Source organism: Nocardia vermiculata NBRC 100427, assembly GCF_001613265.1.
Lineage (GTDB): Bacteria > Actinomycetota > Actinomycetes > Mycobacteriales > Mycobacteriaceae > Nocardia > Nocardia vermiculata.
This window is the reverse complement of sequence record NZ_BDCA01000003.1, coordinates 101,564-114,423: the sequence shown is the minus strand read 5'-3', so window position 1 is coordinate 114,423 and position 12,860 is coordinate 101,564. Positions and strand designations below refer to the sequence as shown.

Annotated in this window: 7 protein-coding genes; all 7 read right to left on the bottom strand. The window is 66.9% G+C overall.

Features of this window, described 5'->3' with window-relative positions:
• Positions 1 to 92: 92 nt before the first annotated feature.
• Positions 93 to 308, bottom strand: coding sequence for a DUF5988 family protein (locus NV2_RS06340; RefSeq protein ID WP_245662477.1), 216 nt, complete (start codon positions 306 to 308; stop codon positions 93 to 95).
• 156 nt (positions 309 to 464) lie between these two features.
• The gene (locus tag NV2_RS06335; RefSeq protein WP_067870536.1) at positions 465 to 2,009 is read right to left on the bottom strand and encodes an acyl-CoA carboxylase subunit beta; all 1,545 of its coding nucleotides are present in this window, start codon (positions 2,007 to 2,009) and stop codon (positions 465 to 467) included.
• On the bottom strand, positions 2,006 to 7,624 hold the full coding sequence (gene pks13 / locus NV2_RS06330; RefSeq protein ID WP_084474016.1) for a polyketide synthase Pks13: 5,619 nt from the start codon (positions 7,622 to 7,624) through the stop codon (positions 2,006 to 2,008). Before pks13 ends, NV2_RS06335 begins: the two co-directional genes overlap by 4 nt.
• Before the next feature lie 253 nt (positions 7,625 to 7,877).
• Positions 7,878 to 9,800 (bottom strand): long-chain-fatty-acid--AMP ligase FadD32, encoded by a 1,923-nt coding sequence (gene fadD32, locus NV2_RS06325; RefSeq protein WP_210749029.1) that lies wholly within the window; start codon positions 9,798 to 9,800, stop codon positions 7,878 to 7,880.
• 245 nt (positions 9,801 to 10,045) lie between these two features.
• On the bottom strand, positions 10,046 to 11,038 hold the full coding sequence (locus tag NV2_RS06320) for an LLM class F420-dependent oxidoreductase (protein ID WP_067870688.1): 993 nt from the start codon (positions 11,036 to 11,038) through the stop codon (positions 10,046 to 10,048).
• A 235-nt stretch (positions 11,039 to 11,273) separates the two neighbouring features.
• Positions 11,274 to 12,266 (bottom strand): cutinase family protein, encoded by a 993-nt coding sequence (locus tag NV2_RS06315; protein WP_067870532.1) that lies wholly within the window; start codon positions 12,264 to 12,266, stop codon positions 11,274 to 11,276.
• On the bottom strand, positions 12,266 to 12,814 hold the full coding sequence (locus NV2_RS06310; protein ID WP_084474012.1) for a DUF732 domain-containing protein: 549 nt from the start codon (positions 12,812 to 12,814) through the stop codon (positions 12,266 to 12,268). The genes NV2_RS06315 and NV2_RS06310 overlap by 1 nt, the downstream gene beginning before the upstream one ends.
• Positions 12,815 to 12,860: the final 46 nt, after the last annotated feature.

The window sequence follows — 12,860 nt, the reverse complement described above, 5'->3', positions numbered from 1 at the left end:
AACACACGGCGGGCGGCGCACATTCGGTGCGCCGCCCGCCGTCGTCGTTTCCGCTGCGTCAGGTCGTGCTGGGAACTACCGCGACACCCGGTTCAGGCGTCGACGTGTTCGATCCATTCGTAGACGGGGAGATTTCCTTCCGCGGTGTCCTGGTAGCGGGAGGTCGATTTGAATCGGTCGTAACCACCCGGGGTCTGAACTCGCAGTTCTATGCCTGGCGGAGTGATGGGGACAATGCGTTGTGGCAGGTCGGACGGACCGCCTTCGAGTACAGCCTTCGGTGAGGTACCCATACTGAAGGCTCTCATACGAGAGACCTACCCGACGCGAATCCGCAGAAGACACGCGTTGCGCGGCGGACGAGCCCGGGTGACGCAGCCGTCGATCCGGTCACCGCGCAGGCACCCGTTCCGCGGCGGAAACGCCGGCGAAACGGGTGACGAGCGGGAGATCCGGCGCTGGAACTACAGCGGCAGCAGGTGGTGCTTGCGCGGGTTGCGCTGCAGCTTCTTGTCACGGAGCAGGGTCAGGGCCTTGCGGATCTCCAGTCGGGTCGCCGCGGGCTCGATCACCCCGTCGATATAGCCGCGCTCGGCCGCCGGCCACGGGGTGGCGGCGGTGGCATTGTAGAAGTCGATCATCTGCTTGCGGATGGCCTCGCGCTGGTCGTCCGGCGCTGCCTCCAGCTGACGACGGCCGACCAGGCCGACCGCCTGCTCGGCGCCCATAACCGCGATGCGAGCGGTGGGCCAGGCGAAGTACACATCGGCACCGAGCGCCTTGGAGCCCATCACCGCCCAGCCGCCGCCGTAGGCCTTGCGGACCACGACGGTAACCTTCGGCACCGACGCCTCCACGAAGGAGAACAGGAACCGGCCACCGCGCTTGATGACGCCGGCCTTCTCCTGTTCCAGACCGGGCATGAAGCCCGGCGTATCGACGACCAGCACCAGCGGAATTTCGAACGCATCGCACATCCGCACGAAATGCGAGGCCTTGTCCGAGGCCTTGGCGTCGAGCGCACCCGCCAGATACATCGGCTGGTTGGCGACCACACCGACCGAGCGACCGTCGACCCGCGCGAATCCGGTGATGATGTTGCGGGCCATATCCGACCCGACCTCGTGGAAGCCGCCGTCGTCGAAGATCCGCAGCAACACCTCGTGCATGTCGTAGCTGGCGTTGTCGGAGTCCGGGACGAAGGTGTCTAGTTCCCGATCCGTATCGGTGACCTCGGGTTCGAGGCCCGGGTTGACGATCGGTGGCTCTTCCTGACAACTCGACGGCAGGAAGCTCAGATATTCACGCGCCCACTCGAACGCCGCCTTCTCGTCCTTGGCGACGTGGTGGATATTGCCCCAATCGGCCTGGTTGTAGGCGCCGCCCAATTCGTCGGCGGTGACATCCTCACCGGTCGCCTCACGGGTGATCTGCGGGCCGGTGACGAACATGTGCGCGGATTCGGTGGCGATGACCACATCGGTGCAGATCGGCTGGTACACCGCACCAGCGGCGCAGTTGCCCAGGATCAGCGACACCATCGGCACCGCACCCGAGAGTGCTTCCATCGCGATCGCCATCTCGCCGTACCAGCGCAGCGAGGTCACCGCCTCCTGCACCCGCGCGCCGCCGGAATCGTTGATGCCGACCAGCGGGCAACCCATCTTGGCCGCGAAGCGCATGAGCGAGGCGACCTTCTGGCCGAACATCTCGCCGACCGTGCCGCCGTAGACGGTCTGATCGTGCGAGAACACCGCCACCGGACGGCCCTCGACCAGCCCGTGGCCGGTCACCACACCGTCACCGTAGAGCGAATTCTTGTCGGCCGGATTGCGCACCAAGGCGCCGATCTCGACGAAGGTGCCGGGATCGAGCAGCATGTTGATCCGCTCACGGGGCGAAGGAATGCCCTTCTTCGCCCGTTTCGCGGCCCCCGCCTCGCCCGCCGGCTCCTGCGACAGTTCCAGCTTCTTCCGCAGGTCGGCAAGCCTCTCAGCGGTCGTACTCACTGCTCTCCCTTCCCGGGAACATTATCTGCGTCGTTATTGGTCGCCGCGCCGCCGATCGCCGCCGTGTCGATCGCGGCCAGCTTCCGCGCGAGGTCGGCACCGATCTGCGCGACGCGCGGTTCATCGATGATCTGGAGGTGGTCACCCGGGATGTGGATGACTTCCAGGTTGGGGATGTAACCATCCCAGCCGCCGTTCGGCTGCCGATCGGCGAAACGAGGCTCCAACTCGATGATGCCGTCGTGATAGCGGTCGGCGAGATAGAGCGTCACATCGCCCTCGTAATGCGAGGGTTGGGCCTGCTGCAGATCGCGACCGTCCAGCCACGAGGTGCGCTGATGTTCCAGCACGCCACCCGGAATCTTCACGTCCGCGAATTTGAGCAGACTCATGATGATCTCGTACTGCTCCTCATCGGACGCATCCGCAAGTTCTTGCAGCATGTCGTCATCCAGCTGACCTTCGATCCCGTAGGTCTTCTGTGCGAATGCCTGGAACCGCTCGATCCGCGCTCGACGGCCCTCCGGCGAGGGATCCTCGTCTTCGACCGGTATCGCCAGGTCGACGAGGCCGACAAGGCGAACGTCATCGCCTTCCGCGCGCATGATCTGCCCGACCTGCAGAGCGAAGACCGCGCCCAGTGACCACCCGTAGAGCACGTACGGCCCTCCCGGGAAAATCTTGCGGATCTCGGAGGCGTATTCGCGGGCACGGTCTGGGATCGAGCCTTCGATCCGCTCGAAGCCGTACATCGGCGTGCCCTCGGGCAACCGCTTCAACAACGGTTCGTATACCAGCGTATTACCGCCGGACGGGTGGAAGACGAACACCGGAACCGCACGCGAACCTTCGGCGAGCGGCCGGAGCGGACGGATGAAACCGTCCACCTCGGTCGCCGAATCCTGGTGCTTGCGAACAATATCCGACAACTGCTCGATGGTCTCGCAGTCGAGCACATCCTCGACGTCGACCTCCGCACCCACGCGGTCCGACAGGCGGGCCGCGAGCTTCTGCGCGGTGTCCTCGTCGAGAATCGGCAGGGTATTGAAAATGCCGCCGGCGGACTTCCCGGTCACCATCGCCCAGGCAGCGAAGGTCAGCCGCTCGGCCGCATCCCGCGGCGGCACATCGGCTTCGGGCTCCTTGGTCGCGGCTCCCTGCGCGCCACCGACAGCGGCCGCAGCCTGCGCCGGAGTTGCCGCGGTCTGCTGTTCTCCGGTGCCGGATGCCTTGTCTGCAGTGCCCTCCGATTCGGCAGTCGAGGCCGATTCGGTAGCGGTACCGGCATTTCCGGCGCCTGCCACAGCTGCCGAAGCCGATGTATCAGCCGCGTCGGCGTCGGTGGCAGTATCCGCTGCTGCCAGCGTGGCAGCCGGCGCGTCTGCGGCAGTGGTGGACGCTGCCGCTGTGGGCGCAGCACCTGCCGCGTCAGCAGCCGGCGCCGCATTCTCGGCCGGGGCTCCCTGCGCATCCGCCTGCTGCTTGACCGCCGCGGCCGGATCCTCGCCGGCCTCCATCGCGGCCCGTGCGGCAGCGACGAAGTTGTCGTCCACGTTCAGCGAGCCGCCGTCGGCGGCCTGCTGCTCGGCCATGGCCGCCACCTCGTCGCGGTGCTCGATGGCGTAGTGCAGCACCTTGCCGACCTCGTTGAGGCTGGCATCGCGAACCGCCGAGACCTGCAGCGACGGGATATCGAATTCGTACTCGACGCGGTTCTTGATCCGCATCGCCATCAGCGAGTCCAGCCCCAGCTCCATGAGCGGGATCTCCATCGGCAGATCCTCCACGGCGTACCCCATGGATTCTGCGGCGATGGTGGCCAGGCGCTCCTCGATGGTCTGGGAGCTACTCGGGTCCCAGCGTTCGCCGAAGGTTTCGGCAACCGCGAGATCGGCGGCACCCCCGTCGGTTTCGGCGGCGGGTGCGGCCTGGGCCACCGGTGCGGCGGCGGCCGGCAGCGGCGCGCCGGAGGTGACGACCGCGTCGAACAGCAGCCGGAACGCGTTGCCTTCCCGGGCATGCACCTGAATCGAGGCACCGCCCGGATGCGGGGTCAGTGTGGTGGTCAAGGTGCCGGCGGTCGGCACGGCGGCATGGGCGATCGTGGCGCCCGGCGTCACATCCGAAAGCACCTGTGCTGCTGCGGTATGCACCAGTGCCGCCAGGTCGGTGACCGCGGTGGCGGCCACCTCCCAGGCATGGCGGCCGTCGGGCAGCGCGACATGCGCACCGGGTGCGCGGCCGCTGCCGGAACCGGTCGAGATGCTGACCTTGGGCCAGTATTCCTTGCGCAGGAAGGCGGTTCGCGGAATGTCGGCGTAGGCACCGGCGGGCAGCAGCGAGGGCAGATCCACCGAGTGGCCCTGCACGTAGAGCTGCGCCAGCGCGGAGATGACGCCCCCGGCCTCGTCTTCCTTGCGCTTGAGGGTCGGGATGAGCGCCGCATTGTGCACACCCGCGGCGAAGGTCGTGCCCATCACCTGCATCAGCGCGACCGAGTTCGGTGCCAGTTCCAGATAGGTGGTGATACCGGCGTTGACCGCCTGGCCGATCGCATTGGTGAAATACACCGAGTGCCGCATATTGGTCACCCAGTAGTCCTCGTCGTGCACCGGGTCGTGACCCGCGCGGTATACCCCGCCCTTGTGCACGGTGGAGTACAGGTCCGCGGTCAACCTGGTGGGTTCGAGTCCGGCCAGTTCGGCGGCCAGCTCACCGAGCAGCGGATCCATCTGCGAAGTGTGCCCGGCGCCGCGGGTCTGCAGCACGCGGGCGAATTTGCCCTCGGCCTCGGCCCGCGCCACGATCGCGTGCACCTGGTCCGGCGGACCGCCGATGACGGTGTTGGTCGGGGCGGCGTACACCGCGACCTCGAGATCCGGGTAGTCGACGAGGACCTTTTCGATATCTTCGGCGCTGTATTCGACGAGAGCCATATTGCGCACCTCGTCGTCGCTGATCATCTGCTCGCCCTCGCCCATCAGACGCGAGCGTGCGCAGATCACCCGTACGGCATCCTCGAGCGGCAGACCGCCGGAGATGTAGGCACCGACCGCCTCGCCCTGCGAATGACCCACGACCGCCTGCGGATTCGCGCCGTGCGCCCGCAGCACAGCCGCCAGGCCGAGCTGAATGGTGAACACCCCCACCTGCGAGGTGCCCACATCCCAGTCCTGGGCGTCGTCGAGGATCATCTCCTTGACCGAGTAGCCGGCCTCGTCGACGACCAGTTCATCGATCTCGTCCACGGTCCGGGCGAAGATCGAATTCTCCAGGTACAGCTGCTTTCCCATTTTGCGGTGATGGGATCCGAACCCGGCCAGCACCCACATCGGGCCCTGCGCGGCGGGAGCATCGGCGGTGAAAACTCCCGGCCCCGGCTTACCGGCAGCGATAGCGCGCAGCCCGGCGATCGCCTCCTCATGGGTCTGCGCGACGACCACACCGCGGGAACGCCCGTGATTGCGCTTGGCCAGCGCGCGTGCGACATCGGCGAGCGGAGTCGCCTGTCCCGCTTCCGATTCCAGCCAGTCGGCGAGATCGGTGGCGGCGCGGCGCCGGCGCGAGGGCAGATAGGCCGAGACCGGAATGACGAGCGGCACCGGCTCGGTGCGCGCCTCGGTCCACTCGGGCACCTCGACGTTTGCGGCGGGCTCGGCATCGGCAGTGCCCTCGGCCTCGATGATCGCCTCCGCGCCGGTGAGCGCATCGGTGGACTCCGCGTCCGGGTCGTCCTCGGCAAGGCCTGCTTCGGTATCGTCCGTCGATCCGTTCGAGTTCTGGTTTGCGGCACCAGCTTTCGCAAGCTCCGCGGGTACGTACTCCTGGACGACCAGGTGCGCATTGGTGCCACCGAAGCCGAAGCCGGAGATACCGATGGTGGCCTTACCGCTGTACCGCGGGAACTCGGTAGGTTCGTCGACCACCTTCAGATGGGCCTGCTCGAACGGGATGTACGGGCTGGGGCCGGCGTAGCCGATGTTCGGTGGAATAACGTTGTGCTGCAAGGCCATCACAGCCTTGGCGAGGCTCGCGGCACCCGCCCCCGACTCCAGGTGCCCGAAGTTGGTCTTGACCGAACCGAGCAGTGCGGGCCGGTCGGCGTCACGGCCGCGACCCACCACCTGGCCGAGTGCATCGGCCTCGATGGGATCACCGATCGGGGTACCGGTGCCGTGGGCTTCGATGAAGTCGACCGTCGAGGGCACGATGCCGGCATCGCGATAGGCACGGCGGAGCACGTCGGCCTGGGCATCCGGGTTCGGCGCCAGCAGGCCGTTGGAGCGGCCGTCGGAATTGACCGCGCTGCCCTTGACGACCGCCAGGACCCGGTCACCGTCCCGCTCCGCGTCGGACAACCGCTTGAGCACGAACAGGCCGGCGCCCTCACTGCGGACCATACCGTCGGCATCGGATGAAAAGGCCTTGATGTGACCGTCTTCGGAGACGGCGCCGACCGAGTCGAACCCGAGCGTGATCATCGGGGCCAGCAGCATGTTCACACCACCGGCCAAGGCCACGTCGGCATCGCCGTTGCGCAGTGCCCGCACCGCGTCGTGCACGGCGACCATCGTCGACGAGCAGGCGGTGTCGACGGCGATCGAGGGGCCGCGGAAGTCGTAGAAGTAGGAGATCCGGTTGGCGATGATCGCGGACGAACCACCGGTCAGTCCATAGGCGTCCGCCGAGGCCGGTGCATCGGCATCGGTCTTACCGAGACCGAGTGCCGACACCATCGCGAAGTCGTTGGTGGATGTCCCCACGAACACACCGACCGCTTCGCCCTTGAGCTCATTGGCCGGAATCCGCGCGTGCTCCAACGCTTCCCAGGTCAGTTCCATCATCAGCCGCTGCTGTGGGTCGACCCGTTCCACCTCGACCGGCGACATCGCGAAGAATTCGGCGTCGAACCCCTTGACCACGTCCTGATCGAGGTAGCCACCCAGGGTGTTGCCCTGCTCGATCGCCGCGGCCACCGCGGGATCGGAGGTGAATTCGGACCACCGGCCCTCGGGCAGCTCCCGAATGCCGTCACCGCGGTTGATCAGGAAATCCCAGGTCGACTCCGGGGTGTCACCAGCGCCGGGCAGCCGCGTCGACAGGCCCACGATCGCGATATCGTGCGCCTCCCCCGGCTGATATCCGGCCGTGTAGAAGGAGTCGTCGGCCAGTTCCTCCGGCTCGTCCGGTTCGCCGTTGATGATGCGCTCGGCCAGCGACGCAATGGTCGGATGCTTGTAGACGATGGTCGCGCTCAGCAGGACACCGGTGAGTTCTTCGATATCCCCGCCCAGGGCGATGGCATCACGCGAGGCCAGGCCGAATTCCTCCATCGGCCGGTCCACGGTGATCTGCTCGACCGGCTGGCCGGTGGCCTCGGCCACCCAGCGCTGCAGCCATTCCCGCAGTTCCGCTACCGACATCTCGGTGGTAGCGGCGCCGTCCTGCCCGGCAGCACGCGGTTCGGACGCATCGCCCGACTCGATCGCGGTGCCGGACTCGGTGGCGCCACCGCTCGGCGCAGCACCGGTGCGGCCCGCGCCCACGTCGGCCACATCAGCCGTGCCGGCCGTGTGATTCGTCTCGGTCGTCTGGGTGCCCTCGTTGTCAGCCATCAATTCCTCAAGCTACTGGGTACGAATGTTGCGCGGGCAGGGATCGACAGCCGATTCGCCGTCGTGTGGATAAGTTTCGGGTTGTGCACAACCCGCGATCGATCGGCGGTCCCGGTGACCGGACCACCCGCGCCGACCAGCGGCGCAGCCGTGCCGGAGCCGACCGAGCCGGCCCTGACACACAGGCCGGCGAACCGTCCGGGACGGCGAGGCGTCCGGGATCGGCGCAGCGGTTCGGCCACCGGGTGCACGACTACTCTTCGTCCGGCGCGTCGGGGAAGGCCTGCTGCTGATGTCCGCCGCGCAGCGTTCCCTCGAGATAGGCGGCACGGCATGCCCGCCGTGCCAGCTTGCCGCTCGAGGTTCGCGGAATCGAGCCCGCGGGCACCAGCAGGACATCGCGCACCGTCACGCCGTGCCGCTGCGACAGCGCACCGCGCACCGCGTCGGCGATCGGCTGCGGATCGGCCTTGTGACCGCCCGGGCCACGCTCGGCGACGACCACCAACTGCTCGGAGGCGTCGTCGGCGTCGTATTTGATGCCCGCACGGCTGTCGGCGGTGAACACCTCGGCCGGTAGCTGATTGGCCGGCACCGAGAAGGCCGCGACGAAGCCGGGGCGCAGCAGCTTGCTGGCCTCCTGCGCGGAGAACTCCAGATCCTGCGGGTAGTGATTTCGTCCGTCGACGATCACCAGATCCTTCACCCGGCCGGTGATATACAGCTCACCGTCGACGTAGACACCGAAGTCACCGGTACGCAGCCAGATCGCATCATCGGGGGTGCCCGCCGCATGCGACCCCTCGGCCTGCCTGTTGGCCAGCAGATTCTTGAAGGTCTTGCGGGTTTCCTCGTCGCGGCCCCAGTAACCGATGCCGATGTTGTTGCCGTGCAGCCAGATCTCGCCGACCTGTCCCTCGGGCAGCTCCTGCGCGCCCTCGGCGCTGTCGATGGTCTCCGGATCCACGATCGCGGCCCACTGCGACAGCGCGACGTAGCCGCAGCTCACCTGCGCGATCGCATTCGACTCGGCCTGGTCGACCTTCACCACGCGCCCGGCGTTGAGTTCGTGCCGGTCGACGTAGATGACCTTCGCCTCGTCCTCGGCGCGGGTGGCGGAAACGAACAGGGTCGCCTCGGCCATGCCGTAGCAGGGCTTGATCGCGGTCTTCGGCAGTCCGTACGGCGCGAACGCCTCGTTGAACTTCTTCATCGACGAGGTGGTCACCGGCTCACTGCCGTTGATCAGGCCGATCACATTCGACAGATCCAGGGTTTCGCCGTTCTTCGGCAGACCACGCGCGGCGGCGTGCTCGAACGCGAAGTTCGGCGCCGCGGCGAAGGTGCCGGCACCGTCGGAAACCGCGGCCAGCTCGGAGATCCAGCGCCCCGGGCGGCGCACGAAGGCACTCGGCGACATGATGGTGATGTACTTGCCGCCGATCGCCGGCAGGATCACGCACAGCAGGCCCATGTCGTGGTACAGCGGCAGCCAGGTCACACCGCGTGAATTCCAGTCCAGGTTGATGGCGTTGACCATCTGCAACAGGTTGGTGCCCACCGCGCGGTGGGTGATCTCCACACCGGCCGGGGTGCGGGTGGACCCCGAGGTGTACTGCAGGTAGGCGATATCGTCGACGGCGATTTCCGGACGCACCCAGGATTCGCCCAGGGTGTCGGGCACCGCGTCGACCGCGATGATGCGGGGACGCTGTGCGGCCGGAAGCGGCCGGAAGAACTGGCGCACGCCGGCGGCCGAGGAGCTGGCGGTGAGAATCGCGGACGGCTTGCAGTCACCCAGCACCGCGTGCAGGCGATCGGTATGGCCGGGCTCGTCCGGGTCGAACAGCGGCACCGCGATGGTGCCGGCGTAGATCGCGGCGAAGAACGAGATCACATAGTCCAGGCCCTGCGGGGCCAGAATGGCCACCCGGTCACCGGGCTTGGTGACCTGTTGCAGGCGAGCGGCCACCGCGCGCAGCCGAATGCCGAATTCCTTCCAGGTCAGATCCTGGTAGTCCCCGTCGCGCTCACGGGAGTAGTCGATGTACCGATACGCGAGGTCGTTCGCGTCGTTGCGGGTGTGCTTCTCGACGTAGTCGACCAGCGTGCGTCCCTCGGGAATCGAGATGTTCCCGGTTTCGTCCACGTAGTCGTCGAATGTCTCGTCCGTCATTCCTTCTCCTCCGAGGCACACGCAGCACGGCGACATGGCCGCTGTTACCTGTGAGGCCCCGACTCTCTTTCACCCGCGGGCGCTCTGTCGTGCGAGAGCGTGCCTGCAGCTTTTTCCAGTGGTCTGCGCGGTGACCACCTATGGGCTAGATGTACTCGAGCCAGGGACATGTTACAGAGCTGGCACCGAAGCAGTCTTCGGAGCGAGTCGAACATCCTCCCGGCCGATACGCATGGCGATACCTGCTACGACTCCTCTCGCAGCAACGGGATCACCGGTGCGAAAGCATCCATCTGGGTCGGAAACACTCCGACATATGACATCGATGTCAATCGCCGCACGTTACGGATCTGCTCGGCGATCTCGTCGAATGTGCCGATAGCCACATAGGGCGAATTCAGGATGTCTTCCACCGACAACTGCACATCGACCTCGAGGTCGGGGTGCAGACCCTTGTCAAGGGCCGCCAACGCCATCTCCGCGGTGCGCTCGCGATCGTCGGTGATCACGACCGCGGTGATGGTCCAGTTCAACTCGATATCGGCGAACCGGTCTCCGGCCGCCTCCCTGATCAGGTTCACCTTCTCGATGGTCTTGTCGAGGGTGATACCCGACAGCAGGCCCTTTCCCGTCTTGGTGGTACGCGGCACCACCGAGACGATGTCGGCATGCTTGGCCGCCAGCCGCAGCATCTTCGGCCCGCCACCACCGGTGACCAGCGGCGGGCGCGGGCCCTGCCGTGGCCGTGGCGTGCCTTTGATCCCGCGGACCTGATAGTGCTCGCCCTCGAAGTGGCATTCCTGCCCGCGCAGCAGCACGTCGAGAATCGTCAGCGCCTCGTCGAGCTTGTCCAGCCGCACACCCGGCGTTTCGTAGGGCAGGCCCGCGGCCTCGAATTCGCTTTTGATCCAGCCCGCGCCGACCCCGAGCTCGAGCCGGCCCCGGGAGAGCACGTCGATGGTCGCGGCCTCCTTGGCCAGCACCACCGGATGTCGGAAGCCATTGGCCAGCACCGAGGTTCCGATGCGGATGCGATCGGTGGCGACGGCCAGCGCGCCGAGTGCCGCGATCGGACCGACCTGGGGTCCGAGATGATCGGGAATCGCGAAGGAGTCGTAGCCGTATTCTTCGGCCCGCTGCGCGAGTGCGACGAATTTCCGCGCACCGCCCTCCTCCGGATTTCCCTCACCGGCAGCAGCGAAGCGGAACGCACGCGCCGGAACACCGAGCGCTGTCATTTCGGCACCGCTGGTCACGCTGACGGCGGCTTCTGTCATGAACCTTTGCTCCTGGCTGTGCGGGAAGTCCTGCGTCAGATACGCCTGGAACGCCAGGTTCCGGACGAATATGGCGCGATCATCGCTGCACTTTACAGCCTTCACCAAAAACTGAGTGACCCTCGGGTTTACTTTTCCGCCGAGAGCTCGGACACGCCGTCGGCACCGGCTACGACGGCCGTGTCCGAGCTGTGTTTCAGCTGTGCGGTGGGTGCGGGGCGTCGGTGATCAGACCCTCCGCCCAGTTCACGGTCCACTCGGTGGCGGTGGTGCCGTTCTCGTCCACCGTGAAGGAGTTGTACAGGCTGTGCACCGGATTGCCCATGGCCTGGACCAGCGTCATCAGGCTCGGAATGATGTTCAGCGGATTCAGTGCCTGCGGCGGCGCATCGCAGATCAGGTCTCCGGGCGCACAGATGGTGTGCGACCGGTCGGCCAAGCTGCCGAATCCCGCGCGGGGACCGGTCATCGTGATCCCCGGAACGGTCAGCCCCTTCAACGCGACTTCCGCACCCACACCCGGCGGGGACTCCCCGATTTCGGTGGGCTGGCCCGGCCCCAGGGTCCGGCGTCCGTCGGCGATCACGGTGACACCGAGCACCTTGTCGGCCTCGATCGGGCCGTCCCCGGCGCCGATCCGGGCCGCGATATCACCCGCGACGACCGCGCCCTGGGAAAAGCCCGCGATCACATAGCTGGTGAGCGGACATTCGCTCGACATCCGGGACAACTCGTCGGTGGCGCGCTGCGTCGCCTCGGACCGGCTGTTGTTGTAGGACTGCTGGCCGTCCGGCGGAATCGCGACCGGGTTGGAGAACTGTGCGACGTAGGGGACGGTGTACACGTCGACCCGGGACTCCGGGAACTGCTGCCGCACCGGATCGGTGATGTGCAGCATCAACGACGCGGGGTTGGCCGTCGGGTTGTGCGGATCGTCGTCGCTGCTCGACTCCCAGGTGCCCGGAACCGCCAGGAACTGTACATCCGGGCAGGAGGCGGGCTGGCTGGTCGGCTTACCGGGCTTCGGCGGCTGCACCGGCCCCGGCACGTTGAGCCGGCCCGCCAGCACGAACCACAGCACCAGCGCCACGATCACCGCCAGGATGACCAGCAGCAGGATCAGCAGACAACCCGGCCGCCGCCGACGGCGATTGCCGCCGGCGTATCCGGTGCGTCGTCGGGCGTTCACTAGCCGCAGTAGGTCTGGGTCGCGACGTCGATGTAGATCTGCCCCGCCTGCTCAACGGGCATCTTCGCCGGATCGAAGCCGGGGTCGGTGCCGGCCATCGCGTTCACGAACGTCGTGACCTCCTGATCCGAGGCACCGTTGGCCTTGCTCTGGCAGATGTAGTTGGCGGCGGTGATCGCGATATCCGGGCTGGACGGAGTCACGCCGCGCTTGTTCAACTCGGCGATGTAGGCCTTGTCCTTATCGGACAGCTCCCGCTGCGCGGGGGTCGGCTGGACCGGGGCGGGCTCCTCCACGGCGGGCGGCTGCGGCGCCTGTTCCTGCTCGGTGGGTTCGGGAGCCTGCTCCTCGGTACTCGGCGCGGCACTCGCGCTCGACTCGGCCGCCGCAGTCGTGCTGGACGGTTTCAGAGAGGGCGTGCTCGAGGCGGTGGAATCGTTACCGCCGCATGCGGCCAGTAAGCCTGTGGCGGCCAGCACCACCGCGATGCCGGCGACCTTGGTGCCACCGACGATGTACCGTTCTCCGACCGGACGGGTCCGAAGCATGAATCGTGTCCTCGATCTAGTTCGCTGAGGGCTAGAACTTCTACAC

Bases quoted from the DNA above. Each gene is read 5' to 3' on its own strand.
- fadD32 (WP_210749029.1), bottom strand. From the start codon at position 9,800: ATGACGGACGAGACATTCGACGACTACGTGGACGAAACCGGGAACATC.
- pks13 (WP_084474016.1), bottom strand. From the start codon at position 7,624: ATGGCTGACAACGAGGGCACCCAGACGACCGAGACGAATCACACGGCC.
- NV2_RS06340 (WP_245662477.1), bottom strand. From the start codon at position 308: ATGAGAGCCTTCAGTATGGGTACCTCACCGAAGGCTGTACTCGAAGGC.
- NV2_RS06320 (WP_067870688.1), bottom strand. From the start codon at position 11,038: ATGACAGCGCTCGGTGTTCCGGCGCGTGCGTTCCGCTTCGCTGCTGCC.
- NV2_RS06310 (WP_084474012.1), bottom strand. From the start codon at position 12,814: ATGCTTCGGACCCGTCCGGTCGGAGAACGGTACATCGTCGGTGGCACC.